Annotated in this window: 20 protein-coding genes and 3 pseudogenes; 16 read left to right on the top strand and 7 right to left on the bottom strand. The window is 58.1% G+C overall.

What is annotated here, in order from left to right:
• Positions 1–823: methylmalonyl-CoA mutase family protein (locus MTR72_RS34120; RefSeq protein ID WP_341511960.1), on the top strand; the 823-nt coding region annotated here is incomplete at its 5' end.
• Positions 824–1303: 480 nt separating this feature from the next.
• Positions 1304–1702, top strand: a pseudogene (locus MTR72_RS40585) (NADPH-dependent FMN reductase); the annotation flags it as partial.
• Between the two features lie 362 nt (positions 1703–2064).
• On the opposite strand, the gene MTR72_RS34115 reads toward MTR72_RS40585, so the two are convergent.
• Positions 2065–2232, bottom strand: coding sequence for a hypothetical protein (locus MTR72_RS34115; RefSeq protein WP_280969086.1), 168 nt, complete (start codon positions 2230–2232; stop codon positions 2065–2067).
• 835 nt (positions 2233–3067) lie between these two features.
• On the opposite strand from MTR72_RS34115, the gene MTR72_RS34110 reads away from it, so the two are divergent.
• The 11 genes from MTR72_RS34110 (at position 3068) to MTR72_RS34065 (ending at position 13027) form a co-directional block, all read left to right on the top strand.
• Positions 3068–3271 (top strand): hypothetical protein, encoded by a 204-nt coding sequence (locus MTR72_RS34110; protein ID WP_280969087.1) that lies wholly within the window; start codon positions 3068–3070, stop codon positions 3269–3271.
• Positions 3272–4202: 931 nt separating this feature from the next.
• Positions 4203–5072, top strand: a complete 870-nt coding sequence (locus MTR72_RS34105; RefSeq protein WP_341511959.1) for a pirin family protein — start codon at positions 4203–4205, stop codon at positions 5070–5072.
• A gap of 286 nt (positions 5073–5358) precedes the next feature.
• The gene (locus MTR72_RS40580) at positions 5359–6099 is read left to right on the top strand and encodes an NADPH-dependent FMN reductase (RefSeq protein WP_445819660.1); all 741 of its coding nucleotides are present in this window, start codon (positions 5359–5361) and stop codon (positions 6097–6099) included.
• A 61-nt stretch (positions 6100–6160) separates the two neighbouring features.
• On the top strand, positions 6161–6598 hold the full coding sequence (locus MTR72_RS34100; protein ID WP_280969089.1) for a DoxX family protein: 438 nt from the start codon (positions 6161–6163) through the stop codon (positions 6596–6598).
• A 468-nt stretch (positions 6599–7066) separates the two neighbouring features.
• Positions 7067–7204, top strand: coding sequence for a hypothetical protein (locus MTR72_RS34095; protein WP_280969090.1), 138 nt, complete (start codon positions 7067–7069; stop codon positions 7202–7204).
• A 154-nt stretch (positions 7205–7358) separates the two neighbouring features.
• On the top strand, positions 7359–8291 hold the full coding sequence (locus MTR72_RS34090) for an NADP-dependent oxidoreductase (protein WP_280969091.1): 933 nt from the start codon (positions 7359–7361) through the stop codon (positions 8289–8291).
• A gap of 998 nt (positions 8292–9289) precedes the next feature.
• Positions 9290–9931 carry a hydrolase gene (locus MTR72_RS34085; RefSeq protein WP_280970896.1) on the top strand — a complete coding sequence of 214 codons (642 nt, stop codon included), beginning with the start codon at positions 9290–9292 and terminating at the stop codon, positions 9929–9931.
• A 72-nt stretch (positions 9932–10003) separates the two neighbouring features.
• Positions 10004–10300, top strand: a complete 297-nt coding sequence (locus MTR72_RS34080) for a putative quinol monooxygenase (RefSeq protein ID WP_341511958.1) — start codon at positions 10004–10006, stop codon at positions 10298–10300.
• A gap of 169 nt (positions 10301–10469) precedes the next feature.
• The gene (locus MTR72_RS34075) at positions 10470–10895 is read left to right on the top strand and encodes a hypothetical protein (RefSeq protein ID WP_341511957.1); all 426 of its coding nucleotides are present in this window, start codon (positions 10470–10472) and stop codon (positions 10893–10895) included.
• A 160-nt stretch (positions 10896–11055) separates the two neighbouring features.
• Positions 11056–11982: a pirin family protein gene (locus MTR72_RS34070; RefSeq protein WP_280969094.1), complete on the top strand. Its 927-nt coding sequence runs from the start codon at positions 11056–11058 to the stop codon at positions 11980–11982.
• A 97-nt stretch (positions 11983–12079) separates the two neighbouring features.
• A complete protein-coding gene (locus tag MTR72_RS34065) occupies positions 12080–13027 on the top strand; it encodes a LysR family transcriptional regulator (RefSeq protein WP_280969095.1) in 948 nt (315 codons plus the stop codon).
• Between the two features lie 39 nt (positions 13028–13066).
• Here MTR72_RS34065 and MTR72_RS34060 read toward each other — a convergent pair whose 3' ends face one another.
• The 6 genes and pseudogenes from MTR72_RS34060 to MTR72_RS40575 all read right to left on the bottom strand — a co-directional run.
• Positions 13067–14572 (bottom strand): MFS transporter, encoded by a 1506-nt coding sequence (locus tag MTR72_RS34060; protein ID WP_280969096.1) that lies wholly within the window; start codon positions 14570–14572, stop codon positions 13067–13069.
• 101 nt (positions 14573–14673) lie between these two features.
• Complete coding sequence (locus MTR72_RS34055) at positions 14674–15879, bottom strand: HlyD family secretion protein (protein ID WP_445819661.1); 1206 nt, start codon at positions 15877–15879, stop codon at positions 14674–14676.
• 94 nt (positions 15880–15973) lie between these two features.
• On the bottom strand, positions 15974–16108 hold the full coding sequence (locus MTR72_RS34050) for a hypothetical protein (RefSeq protein WP_280969098.1): 135 nt from the start codon (positions 16106–16108) through the stop codon (positions 15974–15976).
• Positions 16098–17087 carry a cytochrome d ubiquinol oxidase subunit II gene (gene cydB, locus MTR72_RS34045; RefSeq protein ID WP_280969099.1) on the bottom strand — a complete coding sequence of 330 codons (990 nt, stop codon included), beginning with the start codon at positions 17085–17087 and terminating at the stop codon, positions 16098–16100. The genes MTR72_RS34050 and cydB overlap by 11 nt, the downstream gene beginning before the upstream one ends.
• On the bottom strand, positions 17084–18490 hold the full coding sequence (locus MTR72_RS34040) for a cytochrome ubiquinol oxidase subunit I (protein ID WP_341511955.1): 1407 nt from the start codon (positions 18488–18490) through the stop codon (positions 17084–17086). The genes cydB and MTR72_RS34040 overlap by 4 nt, the downstream gene beginning before the upstream one ends.
• 482 nt (positions 18491–18972) lie before the next feature.
• Positions 18973–19147: pseudogene (locus MTR72_RS40575) on the bottom strand (transposase zinc-binding domain-containing protein); the annotation flags it as partial.
• Between the two features lie 586 nt (positions 19148–19733).
• On the opposite strand from MTR72_RS40575, the gene MTR72_RS34030 reads away from it, so the two are divergent.
• From MTR72_RS34030 to MTR72_RS34020, 3 genes and pseudogenes are all read left to right on the top strand, one after another.
• Positions 19734–20882 (top strand): PAS domain S-box protein, encoded by a 1149-nt coding sequence (locus tag MTR72_RS34030; RefSeq protein ID WP_341511954.1) that lies wholly within the window; start codon positions 19734–19736, stop codon positions 20880–20882.
• A gap of 179 nt (positions 20883–21061) precedes the next feature.
• A pseudogene (locus tag MTR72_RS34025) lies at positions 21062–21515 on the top strand (IS630 family transposase); the annotation flags it as partial.
• 117 nt (positions 21516–21632) lie between these two features.
• Complete coding sequence (locus MTR72_RS34020) at positions 21633–22913, top strand: PAS domain S-box protein (RefSeq protein WP_341511963.1); 1281 nt, start codon at positions 21633–21635, stop codon at positions 22911–22913.
• The last annotated feature ends 38 nt before the right edge of the window (positions 22914–22951 follow it).

The following is a 22951-nucleotide window of genomic DNA, read 5'->3' as shown; positions in this document are numbered from 1 at the left end:
GCGGATCGACGCCGGCAAGCAGGCGGTGATCGGCGTCAACAAGTACAAGCCGACCGACGAGGTCCCGATCGAGATCCTGAAGGTCGACAACACCAATGTCCGTCGCCTTCAGATCGACAAGCTGAGGCGGCTGAGGGCCGAGCGCAACCAGAAGGACGTCGATGCCGCGCTCGCTGCGCTGACGCGGTCGGCCAGCGAAGGCAACGGCAATCTGCTCGGGCTCGCGATCGACGCAGCTCGCGCGAAGGCGACCGTCGGCGAGATTTCCGACGCGATGGAAAAGGTGTTCGGCCGACACCGCGCCGAGATCAAATCCATCACCGGCGTCTACAAGCGGGAGGCGTCCAGCATGGGCAACCAGGTCGAGAAGGTTCAGGCGCTGATCGATGCGTTCGAGGAAGCCGAGGGCCGCCGACCACGCATCCTGGTCGCGAAGATTGGCCAGGACGGGCACGACCGGGGCCAGAAGGTGATTGCATCGGCCTTCGCCGATATCGGTTTCGACGTCGACATCGGACCGCTCTTTGCCACCGCCGACGAGGCCGCACGGCAGGCGGTCGAGAACGACGTCCACATCCTCGGCGTCTCCTCGCTCGCGGCTGCCCACCTCACCGCCGTGCCGGAATTGAAGGCCGCGCTGAAGCAGCAGGGCCGCGACGACATCATGATCATCGTCGGCGGGGTAGTGCCGCCGCAGGATTACGATGCGCTCTACGCGGCCGGCGCCGAGGCCATCTTCCCACCCGGCACGGTGATCGCGGACGCGGCCGAGGAGCTGATCCACAAGCTGAATGCTCGGCTCGGCCATAGCGAGGCAGCATAGATGTCGAGCCCATCTAAGGCACACGCAGTGCAATCGAAGGCCACCATGACGACCATCGATCGACTTCGTCACGAGATAGGTCAGATGCGCCTTCAGCTTGGACGGCACCGAAGGGAGACCTCTCGCCTCCGATGTGCGGGATTAGATGTAGCCGCCACGGAAGCGCTCATAGGTAGGATACAGACTAGAATTAGGGAGTTGTGCGCTCAACGCGATGAATTGAGAAAGGTCGAACCCAGCCCTACGAAGGGTAAAGTCGGTCCACGAAAGTGGTAAGACGTCTCGAGCGCGTACTCGAATAGCCGGAAGTGGTCCAGTACGTGCGCGCCGAGGGACTTCGCGGGCGGCTCTGGTCACCTCGAGAGCCCCAAAACGCGTTTCCAGTGAACAAGTGGGATGCGATGATAGGCCAGGTGGCGGAACCGATGTCGTCAGGGGGCACCCTCGGCATCGCGTCCATCGCCGACATCCCCCCTCTATGACGCCGACCTTGAAGCGCGCGATTGGATTCCCGAATCTGTTGAACCGCTCAAAGACGCGATCGCCCAAGCTGATGGGCTCCTGTTAGCGCCCCCGGAATACAACAACGATATTTCGAGCCTGCTCAAGAATGCTCGACGGGGGCTTCATGTCCAGCCTACGAGATGCCTTCCGCGGAAAGCCCGTCGCCCCGATAGGGCCTCGCCGGGAAGATTCGGAACTGTACTTGCCCAGGATGGCTGGCCTCCGCTCCTGCGCACGCTTTGCGTGACTCCCTGGTTCGCCGGCCGGCTCCTGGTACCAAACGCGCGTGTTCTGTTCGATGCACAACGGAATCTAGTCGATGATGCGATGCGGAACGTCTTCGGACCTTTTTTACCGGATTTGTTCAGTTCGTGAAAAGTCGGACAAGGGAAACGAAATAAACGCGCAATATGCGTTGCGGAAGGGCGCGCCTACTCGACCACGCGAAGTTGAGATGGCTCAAAGCGAACCGCGTTCGGAGGCGTTGAGTTGGCTTCGTACCAAGCGGCATGCGCTCGCGCCGGTGCTCTTACGGTTGCGGAGACCCGGAGTCCTAGGCACTCCGCCCACAGTTGCGACCGCAGACATGGTGTCGGCTCCGAGAGCGACCCGCGGGTACGTTCGAGGAACGAAACCCGGCACTGCGGGTTGGCTGAGCTACCACAGCATTTGGACCGTTTGAGCGCACGATCGGCCCCGGCAACAATACGGCTGCCGGGGCCGATCTGCATTCCAACCTATTCTTCGTTCGGCGCGGCGGCATCGCCGGGCTCGAGCAGGCTGAGCGCGGTCGCTATCTGCGCCAGCAGCCGTTCGATTTCCTCACTTTCGTTCGGTCCAGGATCCCTCTCTAGCCGCTCCATGAGAACCCGCTTGCGCGCAAGCGGCTTTGCCACCATCGACATCGCACCTCCCAGCGTTTGGAACCTACAAACGATTTGGTCCGCCGCCGAGCAACTTGCCAGCCCCGGGTGGGCGTGAGCGGACAAACTGGATCAGGCGGAGCGCTCACCGCGATCGGCCTGGCGGCTGCTTCGCTCTCGGAGCAGCTTGCCGGTCGTGCCGTTCACGAAGTGGAATGCCATGCAGGCCGGCAATGGAAGAATCTCTGTTCGATCGATGATCCAGAACGTCGGCTTGTGGGGAGTGTCCTATTTGGCGGGGGGGGGCCCCCGTAGCGGGCTCTCTGCCCATTTGCGAGCCGAAGGGTCCTGCAGCGGGTCGGCATCGCAGGTGCGACAGACAAGATGTTCGACCACGTCGCGCACCACCGTCATCGGCTTGCCGCACGTCGGGCACAGCTTCCCCTCGAAAACAGCCCACCCATCGGATTACCCTGCCGGCTGCAGCGTAGCTCCATCGGAGCAGCCGGTGCAACAGTGTCGCGGAAAATGGTCCGCGATCGCCGTCGCAGCGGGAGACCTCTGCGAGAGACATCACCACGGCTCGACTTGGACCTCGAACTGATGCCGCTCGGGACGCTGATCGAGCTCGGACCCACGGCGATCATCCAGTTAACCGGCCTCCGGATACGCCCTGTGTTCCTGATCGATCGCTTCCGAGCTGGCCTGAAACTGCACGTGCTCTCGTCGGCGGAAACGGGCCCTACGTTCAAGTGCAGGGTCCGGGGCGTGGTTCGGTTCGGAGGGAGGTCCTCGCCGACGATACCCCGCGGGTGCGCCTCCCGTCCACCTCGTTTGAGGTCTTGCAGGCGATTCGAGCTTCGAAGGCGACCGGTAGATGCTCCTTCTCAGGCTAATGTCAGTCATCATGCGCCGGCTCTCGCTTCTCGACGCTCGAGACCGCGATGGCGCTGCAATCGCGGAAAAGTCGGCGGCCATCACCAGCTTTCAAAACGAAATTGTAGCGAATGAGATCACCGGAGAACAAAACGCGGTGTTCGGATCAGACGAACATTGCGAGCGAAAATTCTCTGGTGGCTGAACCTTCCGGGGTCTAGATGAATCAACGTGCTACTCGTGGTTATCATCGACGAAATTGCTGTGAAGAGCGCCTACGTCACCGATGCGATCCACGACGATCGAAATTAGTTCGGCGCCGGCGGTCACATATGGCCAGCCGACCGTTCATTCAACAGTGAACGTGAGTGACGGGCCTGAACAAGCGCCCATCCCGCGGTTACAGAAGGCGTTGAAGGAAATCCCGACCGTCGACCGCATTAGCATCAATTCTGGGAAGATGTCGAATTCCGCAAGGCGGTCGAGAAAGACGGGCCAAGAAGCTGATCGCATGCCGAACTCTAGACTGAAGCATACCCAAGGTTTCCTGGGATCGATGCGCTCGGCGAGAAGGACCAAAACCGAGCGGCCGCTACCGACGTATCACATGATGGGAGCACATCACTTGCAGCAACCAAACAGAGCAATCCACAGGCCGTCTGTGCGGGCTCCATTGTTACTTTCAAGTGTGGCGGTTCTTGCCGCCGGACTGAGCATTGCCACTGTCCCGCCGGCGTCAGCCCGATCGATCTATGACGGCTCTTGGGATCTAGTATTCGTCACGCAAGCAGGCGCATGCGATCCCACTTACAACTTCACCGTCAATATAAACAACGGCATCGTTACGCATCCCAATCTCGTGAAGTTTAGAGGCTACGTGTCGGGTTCAGGAGCCGTTCGTGCTTCGGTGACCGTCCACGACAAGCACGCATCAGGCACGGGTAGGCTCGTGGGAACGTACGGCCGGGGAAGTTGGAGAGGCTATGCGGGGCGGGAACGATGTTCAGGCTATTGGACCGCACAAAAGAATTAGAGGAGAGCGGCGGCGCTGAAAATATCGTGAGGTCGGCCCACGTTTCAACCCAAAGGCCCTTGGAGTTCGTATGGCATAGGTCCGATCAGAAAGGAGAGATGAGATGGACAAGAAAATCCTCGGGCGCTATGGCAATAATCACGGCCACTGGGTGGGCGACGGCTTTCCGGTTCGCTCGCTCTTTTCCTATGACTCGCTCGGGCAACATATCAGTCCATTCCTGCTGCTCGACTATGCCGGGCCACACCATTTTGAGCCGACCACGCGGCGCCGCGGCGTTGGTCAGCACCCCCACAGGGGATTCGAAACCGTTACGGTCGTTTATGATGGTGAAGTCGAACATCGTGACTCGACCGGGAGCGGCGGAATCATCGGACCAGGTGACGTCCAATGGATGACGGCGGCCAGCGGTATCCTCCATGAGGAATACCACTCGCCTGGATATGCCAAGACCGGCGGCCCATTCCGGATGGTCCAACTCTGGGTCAATCTTCCTGCCAAAGATAAGATGGTGCCGGGCGGTTATCAGGCGATCCTGAATGCCGACATTCCGGTTGTCGAGCTGCCCGATGGCGCAGGTCACGGGCGCGTCATCGCGGGCCAGTTTCTAGGCGTGAAAGGACCAGCGCAAACGTTCACTCCCATCAATCTGTGGGATCTGCATTTGAAGCGTGATGCCGACCTAAAGCTCGCCTTGCCCGAAGGCCACACCGCGATGATCGTGGTGCTGACGGGACATATCAATGTCAACGGCACGCAGGAAGCCTCGGAGGCCGAGATGGTCTTGTTGGACCGTGAAGGCAGCGACGTCACGATCCGTACCGAAGGCGAGACGATGCTGCTTGTTCTGACCGGCGAACCCATTAACGAACCGATCGTTGGTTATGGGCCGTTCGTTATGAATACCGAGGCAGAAATCCGTCAGGCTATTGACGACGTTAATAGTGGTCGCTTCGGCAAGGCCGCGGCGTGAGAGCCGGGCCGCCTCCGCCCCCAAGGTTCATCGCGAGGCAAAATTGTTCTGTACACTCGAACCCCGTGTTCGCGAGATTTGGCCATCGGAGTTCACGTTTAGTCGCTATCACTCTCAAGCGTGAAGCGGCGCGCCTCCTCTACGCCCCGGTGCGCGCTCGGTTCGCTAAACTAGCGTCGTGATCGCCGGGCTCCGACCAGCAGTGGTCGGGGCCCCTTTTTCGAGGGCAGCGAGCGTTTCGCCATATGGCCCTTGAGGAGCCTGAATATGAAGCTTAGTGTGGGCCATGTGTTTGGTGCGACTCGATCGGGGCCGGCTGCCATGCAGACCGCCGACGACCACTAGAAGCCGAGCGGCAACGATGCCGGACCGCCATCCTTCGTCGGTGCATCAACAGCGGCAACGCTCGAAGATACGCCGAGGGCAAAAGCAGGCCGTGTACCGTCCTTGGTCTCGCACTATCCTTGCTCGGCAACGATCGGGCGACCCGATCGAACGACATACGGCGCGCACCCAGGGGGCCTTCGGTAGCGAAGAACGACAGATTGTCGAGCCTACAGCGGTCACGCTGGCCGTAAAAGAGCGACATCACGATCGAGGAACAGAGGTCCACATCGTTCGCCTCGCCGGCAGTTTGCGAAGCGCCCCGCACAATCGCGTCCTTCTTCGCGCCGCAGCGGTCCGGACTCCAGAACATTCAACTCTGGACATCAGGACTGTCGCGGGAATTCCTTTCTTCAACGAAGATGATGAAGTTTCGCTAGGCATTCCTCAGAAGGTAGCGGAACTCAGGGACACCATCGCGGCGGCCGACGGAGCGATTCTAGCTACGCCCGAACAGCGGCATCCCGCGTGCCGTCGAGTATACGCTCGAGTAGGGTTCTCGCCCGCCAGGAGACATTCCGCGGCACAGATTCATGGTTTGGAGCGCGTCGGGTCGTGTCGCGCGCAGGCGAGCTTGTTAACGACGGCGTTCGCGAGCATCTTCATTGCACACCTGCGGGATTTGTACCGCGGGCGTTGCTGACCGAACGTCGTACCCGTACGCAAGTCCCGTTTCGTTTTGTTCGTCTTTGGAGGCATATCCCATGAAGAGTTTCGGAAGAGAGGACCCCGCCTGGGTCGACAGAATACTAGACTGGCGCTGGACCTGGGTGATCGCCCGAAGCGCAATGGTCGGAATCTTCTTGGTCAGTGCTGTCATCAAGCTGCTTAACTTCCCTGCCGCGATCATTGAACAGGAAAGTCTTGGGCTTCATCCCGGCGCCTTCTGGGCTGGTCTCACCATTTTCGTTCAATTGACTGGGTCGCTGCTCGTCATTTCGGGCCGCTTCGTCTGGCTTGGCGCTGGGGCGCTCGGCGTCTTCACGGCCGTTGCTGCGGCCATGGCTCATGGATTCTGGACGATGCAAGGTCAAGAGCAGTTTGTCGCGATGAATATCTTTCTTGAACACATCGGTCTAATTGGCGGCCTCATCATGACTGCGCTTGTCGCCGAACATGCCAAACGAGAAGGCCGCTTCTGAGCTTTTCGCGTTATGCCGATGTTTCGATCAGATTCGCCACGGCAAACCAGTTGTTGATCCTATCTGGGCGCGTCGATCCGCGCGTAAGCGTTGCCTTCGGGGGCTGCCGATGCTTTGTTTGAAATTAGCAGAGTCTTCATCGCAAAAACAGAAGCGCTGGATCTCGCGGAATACCAGGGCGTGTATTCCCGCCGCCAGAGTTTGGAGAGTACTCTAGAAACCCTTCCAGTCGTTCGTAGAGGGGCTATGCCATCTCCGGGTGGGCAATTGCAGTGATGGTCTGCTGGGTCATTTGAAGGCGCTGGGGTTCAGTCCATTGAACACAGGGGGTCGACAAATATAACTTGCGACTAGGCGCCAGCCTCTTCAAGCTGGATGTGGTTACTCGTAGCGGCTCGAGAATATCCTTCTTCATCCCTGAGTTCGCCGGCTGGGGATGGTGTCGATACATATGGAGTAGGAGAAGCCGTGTCGGAACTTCTTGATTACACCGGGAAAGTCGCTTTGATCACCGGCGGAGGTTCCGGGACGGATCAGCGCGTCTGGCGCCACTATGCATGGAACGATTTCATGGAAAATTCCGCATCTTTTTTGCAGGAGGCGTAAGCCGGAATCGCTGCGATCCGTGGCGCCCCCAGCTGGTTATTGATGCTGATCAGAATGAGCTGCGCTTCTGTGAGATCGGCATGGTCTCCAATGTGGAAAGCACTCGGCGGAGCCTCTTCCGCCAGCCAAGTCGAAGACGAATTGGAGTGTGACTATGCGCGCATTTGCAATTGACCGCTTCGGCGGACCAGCCTCCATTCAGGAGCTGCCGGAGCCGTCAATCGGCCCGGCGGACGTGCTGGTGCGAATCAGAACAGCCGGCGTCAATCCTATCGACTGGAAGGTAGCAGAAGGCGCGAAGGCCGGGCTCGATATTCGATTTCCGTACGTCCTCGGGCAAGACGCCGCTGGGGTGGTCGAAAAAGTTGGATCCGAAGTCGCTCGATTTAAGGCGGGCGATGAAGTGTTCGGCGCGTTTTGGCTCTCTGGCAGTTATGCCGAGCTTGTTCGCGGCTCGCCGAAAGCTGCCTTAGCCCTCAAGCCGGCTAACGCAGATTTCGATAGTGCGGCGGCCCTTCCGACGGCGGCGTTGGCTGCATTAGCAAGCGTGAACGCCGTTGATGTTAAGCCAGGCCAGATCGTTCTTATCATCGGAGCGACAGGGAGCGTGGGGGGCTATGCGCTGCAAATTGCGGCCGACCGTGGCGCGTATATCATCGCCACCGCTCCCGAGGATGATGCTGATCGCCTAAAGCATCTTGGTGCGTTCGAAACGATTGATTATCATAAAGAAGATGTGTTCGACGCTGTAAATCGATCCCATCCCGAACGTCTGGATGCCATTATCGATGTGGTAAGTGACAGAGCCGCGCTTGCGCGCATGGCAGGACTTCTGCGTCCCGGCTCTCGACTGGCAACAACTGTCCATGCCGCCGATGTGAAGTCGATGGCGGATCACGGCATCAAGGCCGCAAACGTGGATGTGCTGGGAACCACAGAGGGCCTCGATGAAATTGCCCGCTTAATCGATGCACAAAAACTGAAAGTAATGATTGAGAAGGTGTTTCCCTTGGATCTGGCATCGGAAGCCGTGAGTATTAGTCAACGAGGACGTTTGCGCGGCAGGGTTCTGATCAAAATATCATGAGGTCATCTATTGGAACGTACTCGGCGGCACATCGATCGATGTCGTCAGCGAGCACGCGATCGCGAAAGACAAATCCACACGGTCCCATCATCGGAATTAGAAATATTTCTCGATCCGTTCCCCTTCGATTGGCTTGATTGCAACACTACGCCGTCCTGAGAAATGCGGAGTTTGTAGATGCCTTCCGTCGGCGCAAGGTCAAAGCAACATGGACGTCAACTCGCGGTTCATGCGTCAGCGTGGTATCCAATCTGAAGTGTTATCCGACGAGCTCCGGCGCCCGGCAGACGTCTTCTGGACGTTGGCGTTATGGGCTCTACGATCGGGCGTGCTGCTGTCGAGGCTACGCAGCAACGCGAGTCTTGAGTGCTCCGACCAGTAGGATAGTGACGTCGGTCAATCGTCTGCGTGAGCCGAGCGGCTAGGTCCAAGCTCCGGATGTGTTAAAGCAATCGGGCCGACCCTGAACCAGACCGTTTGCATAAGCCGAGAGCAGCTCTGTTTCTTGACAGGACCAGGCGGCCGAATAGTCGAGCTTTGTCGTTGGTGCCTGGATTTCCAAAAAGGGCCCGCTTAGGGCCAGCCGCTTGGGAACCCGCGATCCTTCAACCTGGCGTAAGCTTCTCTCGAACGGCGGTGGTTCGGAAATCCTCTGATCTCTCCTGGTCCGACGTGACTTCTCCTCTGGGGCCTCTATGGGACGAGCCAGTTCTAATGAATGGAGCTCTCCAACACTGGCCAAATGGACCTCTGTGGCAAACCCAGAGTTCGTTCCGAGAGAACAGTCTACGGCAGAAGCGCATGGCGCTAGTCGGAAGCGATCAGTAAAGTCAGAAACGCGCAGGCTACTCAGGTATGTAGGCACAACTCCTCAAACTCTGTCCGTTGATGGGAATACAAGGGAGCCAACCTGTAGAGCAGTGGTCTAAATTTTGGTACCGTACTCTCGCATGAATTGCGGGAAGTTGTTCACGATGAAACCGGAAAGGATAAATCTTATGGCAAGCGAACCAATTCGTGATCCGGCCAAGGACCGCCTTCTGACTCCGAAGAACTCGGCATTCGTCATAATCGACTACCAGCCCGTCCAGGTCAATTCGATCGCTTCAATGGACCGGCAACTCCTGCTCAACAACATTGTCGGTTGCGCCAAAGCCGCCGTTGCGTACGGGCTACCCATCGTCCACTCAACGGTTAACGTGAAGACTGGCCTCAACAAGCCGCCGGTCCCCCACATCCGGAAGGTCCTCAAGGAGGTTCCGACTGTCGATCGCACCTCGATCAATTCCTGGGAAGACGTCGAGTTTCGGAAGGCCATCGAGGCGACGGGTCGAAAGAAGCTCATCATGACGGCGCTCTGGACTGAGGCCTGCCTGACGTTTCCCGCGATCGACGCCTTGGCTGAAGGCTATGAGGTCTATGTGCCGGTTGATGCGGTTGGTGGCACGTCGTTGGCGGCGCACGAAGCGGCGCTTCGTCGGATCGAGCAAGCCGGAGCCAAATTGATCAGCGTCGTTCAACTGTTCTGTGAGCTGCAGCGTGACTGGTCCCGGAAGGAGACTGTTCCTGAGTTCATGAACCTATTTGTCGAAACCGGCGGCACCGCCGGCATCCAATTCTCCTACGATCGCGCCGAATAGATTCACGACTCTGCCGACGTCCCGTCTCAGCAGGCGGGACGTCGGTTGGACAAGTACCAACATGGAGCGGCAATGTCGGAGTTGTACCTAGTCGTTGGTCTCCAAGCGAAAAAGGGCAAGGAAGATCAACTGAAACAAGATCTGATTGCGGTCGTCGAACCATCTCGGAGAGACTTCGGGAATCTCCGCTACGAACTGTATGTGGATGACGCCGATCCCGGGCAATTCGTATTCGTTGAGCACTGGGTCTCCGCGGAAGCGCAGGAGGCGCACCACATTCAATCTGCGCATATCCAGCAGTTCCACCTAAGTGGTGCCGCCAACGTTGAAAAAACCACGTTTTTGCATCGTTTGTCACGAATAGCTTAGGCCTTTTGCATCGCTTTCGTAGCGGAGATGTGGAAGGAGGATGTTACCTCATCGAACACCATGTTCGGCGCAAGTGCCTGCTTGCGGTTCTCTGATCTGCCGAAGCTGATGAAGACGAGGATGGGCATCTAGGCAACGCAGGGCCCTCGCTCCGTCTCGGAGGCGCGCGATGAAATCGAACCGAAGTAAGCTGTTCTCTTTTGCTTTCGCCGTTTCTCAACGAACGACGCGTCGATCAGTAAGATCCGCGGCGTGTGTTGGAGGATTTCTGCTTGGAGGCCTAATCTTCATCAACCCGGCCGCTGGTCAACCGCCAATCCCACATCCTCCCATCGCTTTAGGTACAACAAGCTTCTTGGATGGCGAGGGGCATCCGGGATTCGTTCTTGAGACCATTGGAGACGGCTATCAAGCCTGGCGTCTCAACGATGCAACCGGTAGACAAGTATCTGACAGCAATCGACAGTCGGTCGGCAGTATTACCTTGCACCCGATATACGTCTCGAATTTCCAAATTCTTGGCGGAAATCTCGGCTTCGATGCGATCCTTCCCCTCAATCGCATCGTCCGCCCGAGCTTCAATGTTCTGTCGTAAAATGTTGCGACGCCGTCTTTGATACTGACAACAGGTCTCGGCCCATGCTGTTGCAGACATCTAATCTGCGGTGTTCTGGTCGAATACACGACTTGGTTGAGTAATTGTAGTTTGCTGCTCCAGTGTTGACGCTGCGCTCAGTAAAAATGGAGAGCTTGTGATGAGTTGGATGCCATCAAAAGATCCTGTCCTTGGCGACGCGTCGTCCTGTGACGCACTTGAGCTCGTGATAGTCCCGCGCATGCGTGATCTTGGCGGTTTCAACGTGCGACGAGCGCTGCCGCACGGCCGTCGTCAGATGGTGGGCCCATTCATCTTCTTCGACCACTTGGGGCCGGTTCAATTCATAGCTGGACAAGGAATGGACGTGCGACCCCATCCGCACATCGGGCTCGCAACTGTGTCCTATCTTTTCGATGGGCGAATTTTGCATCGCGATAGCGAGGGAAATATCCAGGAGATTCTACCCGGCGCTATGAACCTGATGACGGCCGGGCGGGGAATCGCGCATTCAGAGCGTACCCCTGACCTTGTTCGCACGAGCGACCACGGCATGTTCGGTCTTCAGACCTGGATCGCGCTGCCGCTGGAACATGAAGAGATCGCGCCAAGCTTTCAGCATTTCGACGCGACCGTTCTCCCGGTCGTGGAGGATCGAGGGTTAAGGGCACGTGTAATAGCCGGCTCGGCCTTCGGAAAGACTGCGCCAGTCACAATGCTGTCTGATTGGTTCTACGTGGAGGTAGTGCTGGACGCGGGCGCTTCGGCCCCGCTGGATCCAGATCATGAAGAACGCGCTATATATGTGGTCGACGGGGCGGTTGAGATTGCCGGCGACCGATTTGAGGGGCCGCGCCTGCTTATCTTCCGACCGGGGGACCGCATCAGCGTGAAGGCTGTCCATCCGTCGCGCATCATGCTCCTGGGCGGGACCGCCTTGGAGGGACCGCGCCACGTATGGTGGAATTTCGTTTCCTCGCGCAAGGAACGGATCGAACAAGCGAAACAGGACTGGAAGACCGGCAGGTTCGATCCTGTCCCTCAGGAAACTGAGTTCATCCCGCTGCCGGAAGGCAAGCTCGGTTAAGGTCATGCCGAACAGCTCCACCCTCGTGGATCCGGGTCGTCTATTCATGGCGAACTCGTGGGCTTGCAAACTTCCGTCCGTTCGTTATGGTCGAACAATGAGATGGCGGTTCGACGATATTGTAACTTTTATCCGTGTGATGGAGGCTGGCAGCATCACGGCTGCCGCTGCACGTCTAAACCTTTCTAAATCTGTGATCAGCAAGCGCATCAGCGACTTGGAAGCCGCTCTTGATGCGGAGCTTTTTCAGCGGTCGACCCGACAAGTGCGGCCAACCGAGAATGGACAAGCGTTCTACGAACGAATGGTGCCGCTGTTGCACGAGATCGATGCAACGGCCGAGAGCCTTTCGTCACGGCGGATGAAGTCCTTGCGCGGCCAGCTGCGGTTAACGACTCCGATGTCGTTCGGAACGATGTATCTGGGCCCAGTGATCGCGGAATTCGCCCGCCGGCACCCGGATCTCGAAGTTGCCATCGACTACGAAGATCGACATGTCGATTTGATCCGCGGGGGATATGATGTTGGCATCAGGATCGGACACCTGCGCGATTCAAACCTTAAAGCGCGCCGGCTGTGTGAGTGTCCACGAATTGTCTGCTGCAGTCCAGCCTATGCGCGTCAGCGAGGCATTCCTAAGAGCGTCGATGAACTTGTGGAGCATACGAGCATTGACTACGCTTATGTGCACGCGACGCGGTTTTGGCAATTCGAAAACCGCAAGAGGGGCGGAAAGCAGCTTTCCGTTTCAATACGCAGCCGAATTGTTGCAAACAATGGAGAGGCAGTTCGCGACATGGTGCTTGCGGGGCTGGGTATAGCTCCAATGCCGATGTTTCTGATCGCACGGCATTTGCGTGAGGGTACATTGCTTCCGATACTGCAAGATGCAGTCTTGCCTCCGTATACGATCGCCGCAATTTATCCGCCAACTCATCACGTATCCACAAAGGTTCGAACTTTTATCGATTATCTCGTGGAGTTTTTTGAGGCTCCGCTTCCGTGGGAACGGGATATGGAGCCTGTTGAGCTTCGTTCAGCCTGAGAGGGAGCGAGCGTCCCCGCGCTGCGTAAGCTGGTGGCCTTACCCCTTCACCGGGTTCACTGCGGGTGGGCTCGGTGACCGCAGCAGCACTATAACTACAAGGCTTCCGATTGTCGCGAGCCCGATAAAAGTAAACGCGTCGATATAGGAAAGGACGTTCGCCTGGATCTGCACTGCTCGAGCAAGCAGTTCCGTTGCTCTCGCATGAGCTTCCGCGGCACCGACGGATCGAGAAAGAACAGCTCTGGCGTACTCATCAAGGCGTTCGTCGGTGAGGTAGGTGCCACCCGTCACGTGAAGACCCAGAAAATTGGAGTGGATTTGTTCGCGGACGCGCAGGTATGTCGTCATAAGCGCAATCCCAAGCTCTCCGCCAAACAGTCGCAGCGTTTGCAGAAATACGCCGAACGTAAAGGCGTCTCCGACGTAGAGATGTCTGGTGGAGAACCAGATCAGCGCAGTAAAGCCCAGTGACTGCCCAATCGCCTGGACAATCTGCGACGCCAAAAAGTCGTCGGTGGCCCAATGCCTGGTAAGCGCGGTCGCCATGAAGCACGCGACGCCTATCAGGGTGAAGCCCAGCGCCAGCGGGATGCGGGCGTCGATATGTTGGAGCATCTTCGCAACGAGAGGCGCCATGATGAATTGCGGTAGTGCGATCCATAACAGGACGTCGCCAGTCTGGAGTGCCCGAAACCCTTGAACGGTCGTCAAATACTGAGGGATGATGAGCGACGTCGAAAGCACCACAAAGCGAAAGCTTATGATGAGCAAGCCGATGAGTGGCATGTTTCCAGCTATCATCCATCGCAAGTTGACAGATGGTCGCTCTGAAAAAATTTCATGAATGACGAACGCTGCGACGAGTACAACGCCTCCCAACAACAGGCCACAAATCAACCCGGAATTCAGCCAATCGAGACGATTGCCTTGATCGAGCGCCGCATACAGCATGCTAAGGCCGACGCTCGAAAGCAGCATGCCGAACCAATCAGCCGAGCGAAGATGTTCGCGATTGATCGGCTCGCGCGGGATGCCGTACCAGACGCACAGCATCATCAGGGGCGCCAGAAAGGCGTTCTGCCAGAAGATCCATTGCCACGACCAATGCTCGGTAAACCACCCCTCGAGAGACGCTGCAATGTTTTGCGAAAGCTCCGAATTCATCGCATAGGCAGATATGCCATAGACGGCGAATTGTGCAGGAAGGTTGCGAAGCACGAAACTCACAGTGAGCGGGATAAAGGTGCCGGAGGTCAATCCGCCGACCGCATAGAGTCCGATGAAGGTCGGTAGATCGGGCGAGAGTGGCAGGAGGATCGAAGCGAGCGTATAAAGCCCCGCTGAGACCAGCAGCACGCGCCGCGGGCCAAAGGTCGCCCCGAGCCAGATCGTGGGAGGGCCGATCAGCATCTGACCTACGGTGAAGGCAGTACTGATCCATGCTCCTTCATCGAAGCCGGCGTGGATCGCGCCACGGATGTCGGCAAGGCCGAAACTAGTGAGACGCCCTGCAAGGGTCGAAATAATCGCGCCGACAAGCACACCGGCGATCCCAATCAGCGGTCGGCTGCAGATGGGGGGCTTTGGAACCCCGATAAGCGCTGGAGACGGGGATGAACGCCCGATAGCGTCTGACGCGGTGCTCATGGCGCTAGTTCAGATATGGGGCTGCCTTTGATGTCCGAACTGGTATCGATGGTCGCAACAACTGACATTCCCGGACGGAGCAAAGGTACGACCGGATTGTCGAGGTCGAGAACGATCTTGACGGGGATTCGCTGCACGACCTTCGTGAAGTTCCCGGTGGCGTTGTCGGGAGGTAGCAGACTGAATTGGGAACCGGTTGCAGGCGACCAACTGGCGACATGGCCTTTAAGGACGGTGCTTGGAAAGGCGTCGACCGTAATACTGGCCGCCTGCCCAACCCGAACCCGCGTCATCTGTGTTTCCTTATAGTTTGCCAGAACCCAGATATTGGGCAGCGGTACGATGGAGATGACTTGGGTACCCACACCGACGTACTGTCCCTCCTTCACCAGTCGCTGTCCGCCCATGCCGGCGACGGGTGCGACGATATGGGTATAGCCGAGGTTGATCTTGGCCAGCTCAAGTGCCGCTTGCGCAGCTTTGAGCGCAGCCCGAGCCTGCCGCTCTTGTGTGCCAAGCACGTCGAGCTGTTGGCGCTGCTGGTCGAGTTGTGCGCGATTGAGATCGAGCGTAGCCGCTGCCCGCTTATAGCTGTTCATCGCTTGTTCGGCGGTTTGCTGCGAGACGACGTTTGTCCCGAGCAGTGCTTGATAACGCTCTGATTCCCGCTGATAGCGCCACACGTCCGACTCCGTCGCAGCGATCGTTGCGTGAGCTTGCCGAATCAAAGTTTGCTGCAGAAGCTTTTGGGTTTCGATGTTGGCTATGGCTGCAGTCGCCGCCTCAACATTGGCCGCGGCTTGATCCACTTGAGCGCGATAGTCCGTATCGTCGATCTCAAAGAGAGCGTCGCCAGCCTTGACGGTCTGAAAATCGGTCACATCGATGCGGCGGATATAACCACTCACCCTTGCAGCCAAAGGCGTCAGGTCCGCCTGCAGATAGGCGTCATCGGTCACCTGCCTTCTCGCGGACCCTGACCAGCTGTTCCACTCAATTGTGAATAGTAGGACGAGGCCTGCGGCCAGTGCCAAAACAAAGAGACGCAGCGCCAAACCGGGCCAGCGTCGATTCTCACCTGTACTTGGCGCGTCCGGTCCTTTCGAAGGCGATCGCGTCTCTGCGGTTGCCGACTGGGAGCTGGTGCCGACTGTATCAGAAGCATCGCCAGAACCTCTTCGCGCAGGCGTCCTGTCGCCCATCAGATCTTGAGATGACTGGCTTCGCAAATCACCGGACGTCATCGCAACCGGCTGCGAAGTCTGCACGGAAGGACCGTGCCCAGTGTCCCAGGTGTCAGCGGAGGAGGAATTCAAGGCCATAACTCACAAGCGCCATGCACGCCACGCCGGCGACATAGAGACCGATCGCCCACGCCACCTCAACCTTCGCCAATTGCTCCGACATGCCAAATTGTGCCTCATCGCTCATTGGCTGCAGCCAATGGCTTCCGCCGAAAGGTCCAGTAGACGTAGACGGCGTTTCCCAACACGGCTGGCAGCATGCAGGCGATGCCACCGAGCAAGAGGAGCTGGCTACCGGGCGGTGCCGAAGCGTCCCAGATAGTTATCGAGAACGGCACAATAAACGGCCAGACGATCAGCACAATGCCGACCAGAAATACGCCAATAAGCGCGCTTGCATAGAGGCGTGCACGACCAGGCGCGTTGCCGATCGCTCGCCAGCACAGGATCCACAGCGCACCGGCAACCACTCCGAGCCCGACAAACATTGGTCGGTGCTCAATCCATGCCTGGGCAGCAGGGCTCGCGCCCGTGACTAGCGCCGCAATGCATAGGCATGCCAGCAGCGCGAATATGCAAGATGCCCTGCGAAATGCGATCGCAGCTCTTTTTTGAAGGGAATCGTTAGTCCGCCAGTTGAGCCATGCCGCGCCTAGCATCGCATATCCCACGACTGTGGTAACAGCTGTCAGGAGTCCGAAACCTGAGAGAAACGAGAACGGCCCGCGGTCAGAAGCGGCGATATCCGCAGGGAGCCCATTTAAGGCCGATCCAACGATAAGACCTTGGCAGAATGCCGCGACGGTGGATCCGCAGCTGAATGCTGCATCCCAGATCTTTCGATAGCGAGTTGTCTGAAATCTAAACTCGAAGGATATGCCGCGAAAGCCGAGCGCTATCAGCATAATCAGGACCGGCAAATAGAGAGCCGGCAGCACAGTGCTGTATGCTATTGGGAACGCTGCGAGAAGGGTAACGCCAACTAGTATGAGCCATGTTTCATTCCCGTCCCAAATTGGCGCGATCGATTCCACCATCGCATCGCGTTGAGCTTCGTTGCGACTGGTGAGCAAGAGGATGCCGACGCCGAGATCGAACCCGTCGAGGAGGACGTACATCCCCAAAGCGAACACGATCACGAGGGCTCCGAGCACCGGGAGAATCATTGCAATTGTCCTTCCTGCATCGCAGCCGGCTCCGGAAGAGGAGCCATGATCGCTCGCTTCGGCGAGCCGCCGCTATAGGGTGATGTACGGGGACCATCGATGGGCCCTCGGGCAATCAGCCGGAGCGTCAAGGTAAGGAAAGCAGCGGAAAAGATGGCGTACACCACGCCGAAGAGCAGTGTAGTGGTGAAGACCGAGGACGCAGCCACCGGCGACACCGCGTCTGCCGTGCGAAGCTGTCCGAAGATCACCCAAGGCTGGCGACCGATCTCTGCAGTATACCATCCGGCCACTGTCGCCACGAAGCCTGCGGGTGACATGACTATGATAAACTTGTGGAACCAGCGACTCGTAAACAGGCGATCCTGCCAGCGGAGCCAGATACTGATGCATGCGGCGCCGAACATCAGTAGCCCAAGCAGAAACATCGTCCGGAACGCATAAAAGACGGCCGCCATGGGCGGTTGATCGGCCGGCGAGGTCTCTTTCAGTCCAGGGACGGTCCCGTGCAGGCTTCGTGTGACGAAGAGGCTTCCGAGATAGGGGATGCCGATTTGAATGTGATTGGTCTGCGCCTTCTGGTCGGGAGCTACGAACACCAGGTACGCGGCACTCGGCGTTGAATCCCAATAGCCTTCCATGGCCTGGAATTTGGAGGGTTGCAGAGGGATCATCCTTGCAGCCACTGTATCGCCCATGAAGAGCTGTGCGGCGATAAAAGTGCTGACCAACCCCATTCCGATCGAGAATGTACGTCGCGCAAAGTCGAGGTGTCGGCTCTTCATAAGATACCAGGCCCCCACACCGGCAACCAAGAACGATGCCGAGATGTAAGCCGCAAGCAGCATATGAGGCAGCCGGTAAAGGTAAGATGGGTTGAATATGACTTGCAGCCAATCGGTCACGACGAAGCGTCCATCGTGGATTGCGACACCGGCAGGGGTCTGCATCCATGAGTTGGCGGCAAGGATCCACGACGCCGAGATCGTCGTTCCGAGGGCGACTAGGAAGGTCGCGGCAAAGTGGAGCTTCGGACCGACGCGCCCCATGCCAAACAGCATGATGCCGAGAAAGCCCGCTTCCAGAAAAAAGGCGGAGAGAACTTCAAGACCGATCAGCGGTCCGATAACGGGCCCAGCCAATTTGGCGAAAGTTGCGAAGTTTGTTCCGAACTCAAACGAAAGGACAATACCCGTCACCACCCCGACGCCGAACCCCATAGCGAAAATCACGAGCCAGAATCTGTATATCCTCAGATAAAGCTCATCACTTGTTCTCAGCCACAAGAACTCAATCACCGTAAGAAACATCGCGAGCCCGATCGACATGGTCGGGAATATGATGTGAAATGTTACGGTGAGGCCGAACTGGATGCGTGACAGCAGTAGAGGGTCGGCTTCCATCTTTGACGCTCCTTAGTCGTGAAGTCCTTCGTTCCCCTTCGTTCTCTGCCACGCGAAGGTGCTGATACCAATGAAAACGAGGACGCCGATAATGCCGGGTACTGCCCCGAGCAAGTTGAGGCATATTCCGGCCCACGCCACGACGACGATTGGCAGAAGGATAGAAGGCCACAGTGGCGTCGTGGAGCCTTCGTCACCGCTCGTCGAACTGCCATCCATTCGCATACACTCCCAATTCAGATTAAGAGTCCCTCGATACTTCCAGTTGCATTCCGATGATCCGCGCTGATCTTGCGACGGTGTCTCCTTGGAATGGTTGGAGAATATCATGGGGGGAGAATATCGATGCGGAGGAAGCAAAAAGGCAGTCGCGAGTCAGGCGAACTCCGTGTTCGTTAGGTGGAAACAGTCGACCTAGGACGCTTGAATGTAGTTCGCATAGATGCGGCTTTACCGAAACGACGGCTGCCATGCCATCGTCAACTGTAGGCGATGTGCGTCGCGCCGCAGTCGTCGCATTGCTCGACGTGGCCACCGAGCACGGTTGTCCGACACGGGGTGATGGCGCCCACCACGCGCCGTCGACGCGGCCGAGGTGATCGGCATGCGCGTGTCCAAAGGCTCGCGGGGGCGGCGGAATACGTCCGCCACCCCCATAAGCGCTCACAAAGTCTCTGGCGCGAATGGCAGGAAGTCCCCTAGCGTTGGGGCCTTAAATCAGACCTGATGCATAGTGTTCGCGACGCAGGCCTCTGGTCCCTCCTCGGAGGTATCGTATCGAAAGCAGCATCCTCGGCTTCGGGATTAAGCTTGTGAATCAGCCTGCACGAGGCGTCACAGTGATTCCAGCGCTTTAATGGTCTCAACCTACAACAAACGGTCGCCAGTCAGGCACTGCGTGTACATCTGTGAAGGACGTTAAGCGTCTGGCCGCCACCGTGGCTGGCAACGAACGGAACCTCTGATCGCCAGCCTCTGGAGCGGGGCCGATCGGCGCCTGGGCTGCCAGCCAACCCCGACGGAGGCAACGCCCCGCCCTGCGTTGGTGCCAGCGCGACGTCTTTCGGTCGCGTGCGGAGCTGCAATCGGAGGGACCATTTTTCGGGCATTCCGCGCCAGATCGACTTGCAGGGAAGATGCATACGCCGATCACCGGCTCTTGAGTCGAGCATCGCTCGCGGCATAAGCTCCCGGCCGAAGTGGTTGTAGCCGAAGCTGGTTTCCAGATAGGGTTAGAACGCTGGTGGCATCCGGAGACGAAGACAAGAGATTCAAGCTCCTCGCCGAAAACAATCTTGACATGATCTGCCGGGTCGGTCCCGATTTGATCATGCAGTATGCCTCCCTGTCTTGCGAACGGATCCTGGGCTGGACCCAGGGTGAAATGTGCGGCAAAGGCCCGGACACATTCGTATTGGCTGAAGATCTCCCTATCGTCGCCGCCGCGCACGAAAAACTTATGATGGAAGGCTTCGATCGGTCGCCAACCACCATCCGCATGAGGAAGAAAGACGGCGGCTTCGCATGGATAGAGGTGAATGCCCGCCTAATGCGCGACACCGAAACGGGAGAGCCGGCGGATATCGTGCTGACCATGCGGGATGTCACGGCGCGCAAGCTCCGCGAAGAGGCATTGGAGGCGCAGCTTGCCGGCTACGCTGCAGGTCAATCCGGAGGGCGGAGCGAACAGGATTGGATCAATGCCCTGCGCGAAAGCGAAGAGCGCTTTTCCAAGGCGTTCCGATTGGCGCGGACGCCGATGGCGATCCTTACGCTCGATGGGCTTCGTATCCTTGATGTCAACGACGCCTTCATGACGGTGCGTGGCCATGCCACCGAAACAGCCGTGGGCCGTACGATCCGGGAACTTAACCTGATAGTTGGTCCTGGGCGTGTGGAAGCGGAAAAGATGCTGCGCCAAACTCGCGCGATACAAGATGTTGAGCTTCGGATCGCCCTCAAGGCCGGCGACCCGATGGACTGCTTGGTGTCAACCGAGGAAATGAGTTTCGACGGGCGGCCCTGCATCCTGATGGTCCTGCAGGATGTTACGGAGCAAAGGCGATCCGAGACGGATCTGGTGGCGGCCATTGAGGCGGTTGTGCGCGATGCCCAGTTTGGCCGCAACGTCGTCGAGAAGCTGGCGCAAATTCGTCGCTCTGATGAAGCGACTGCTCCTCCGGCCCAAATCGGCGATCTAACTAGACGGGAACTGGAGATCCTTGGGCGAATATCGCAAGGCCAGAGCGACGAGAAGATTGCACATGCTTTGGCGGTGTCTCGCAATACGGTCCGCAACCATGTGGCATCCATCTATGGTAAGATTGGCGTCCACCGGCGAAGCGAGGCGGTCGTCTGGGGCCGCGAACGTGGTCTGACCGGACGACCTTGAGATCTGCATTACCAGGCTTGGCGACGACCGGCTGCATCGGGGTCTTTCCGAAGCACCACTAACTACTAAGCGCTTCTGACCATTCTCAAGGTCACGATCAAGATTACACTCCGATCGTGATGGCTCGCTGGTCTACTCGGCCACGGGGAAGGCCGACTAATCTCCTCGACCGTCCCCCCTGGCGGGCCAGCTTGATCCCTTTCACCGACGAGACCTGGGACCAAAACCAGCAAGGCCCCACTTGCGCGGATGGGGCCGAAGGGCGAGAGCGCGGGGTTTTGCCCCGCACGGCCACTGGTGAACGCTGACTTTCTCGGCGCTCTGCTCCGCGATAGCCTCACGGCCCCTTGCGTTTTCGATGGGCTGATCGACGGCGAGTGCTTCCGAGCTTATGTGGAATAGCAGCTCGTTCCAGTTTTCAGGCCCGGCGACATCGTGATCATGGACAAGGGCGGCGGCGGCACTGGTAGGCCTTACTCACCAGACCTCCATCCGATCGAGCGGGCCTTCGCCAAGATCAAGCGCTGGATGCGCATCGCCCAAAGGCAAACTCTCGAAGACACTTGGCGTCACATCGGTGACTCTTGTCCCAACTATCAGCCCCGCCAATGTAGCAACTATCTCGCCAACGCCAGGTTACTCCCGTCATATCGTCAAACGCTCTGGTACATCGCGATCATCATCCGAGGGGCCGGCCTTAGCGGACTGATCGAGGATATCTATAAAACGACAACGCTTGGGTCCTTAAGGATGACCGACAAAGATCGGAATGAACTCGAGAGCCCTGCCGCCGACTTGGGCAGTACCATGCCAACGGAATCCATTAGTATTCCAGACGAGACACTGAAGAAGTGGCAGACGATCGCCGACACCATGGCCGAGATCGTCGGTGTTCCGGCCGGCCTTATCATGCGCGTTGTCGCGGACGACATCACTGTGCTGGTGTCCAGCCGCACGCCCGGCAATCCTTATCGCGTCGGTGACGCCGAACACTTTCTCGGTTCGGGTCTTTTCTGCGAGACGGTCATTACCCAAAGGTCGCACCTCGCCGTGCGCGATGCGCTGGCGGACCCCCGATGGCGAAACAATCCGGACACTCAATCGGGAATGTTGTCCTATCTCGGGTTTCCCATTCTCTGGCCAAACAACGAACCATTCGGAACGATCTGTGTTCTGGATAGCCAGGAAAACAACTATTCGGACGCTTATCGGCGACTGGTCGAACAACTCCGCGATCTCGTTCAGCTCCACTTGGCTCAGGTCTACGCGGACGTCGCGCGCCATCGGCGCAATCAGGAGGCGCTTCGGTTGAGCGAGGAGCGCTTCGCCACGGCCTTCCGTCTCGCGCCGGTGCCGATGGCGATCGCCGCGCTCGAAGGCTTTCTGCTTCTAGCCGTCAATGACGCCTTCTTGGCCGCCACTGGTTACGACGCCGACGAGGCAATCGGACGCGACGCAACGCAACTCTGGCTGTTCAACAGCTCGTCTGAACGCAACCAAATAACACAGAAGCTCGAAGGATCAGTCCTGGTTCGCAATTTGGAGATGCAGCTTCGAGCCAAAGACGGCCGACTGATCGACTGTCTCACCACCGCCGACACAATTACCCTCAACGGTCAGCGCTGCGTGCTATCCGTCTTTCAGGATATCACAGAGCGTAAGCGCACGGAAACCGACCTTATCGCCGCCATCGAGGCGGTCATGCGCGACACGTCCTGGTTCAACACCAGCGTGATGGAGAAGCTGGCGCAAATTCGGCGGTCTCCCGACGTCGCGGCTCGGCGGGCGGTCCTCTCGGAGCTAACGCCGCGAGAATTGGAGGTGTTGGGTCTTCTTTCTGAAGGCAAGGCCAACGAGACAATCAGCAAAATCTTGGGTTTGTCACGCAACACGGTGCGCAATCACTTGGCGACCATCTACGACAAGCTGGACGTACACCGCCGAAGCGAAGCGATCATTTGGGCACGCGAGCGCGGTGTTCTTCGCTATTCACCGCCGAAAAAACGCGGCAAACCGCGCCGGTCCCGCTGATCCCTTTCAGAAATACTAGTCGAGTTAGTACGGGCGAT

This window comes from Bradyrhizobium sp. ISRA442, from assembly GCF_038085055.1.
Taxonomy (GTDB): Bacteria; Pseudomonadota; Alphaproteobacteria; order Rhizobiales; family Xanthobacteraceae; genus Bradyrhizobium.
This window is presented reverse-complemented; position numbering and strand designations above follow the sequence as displayed.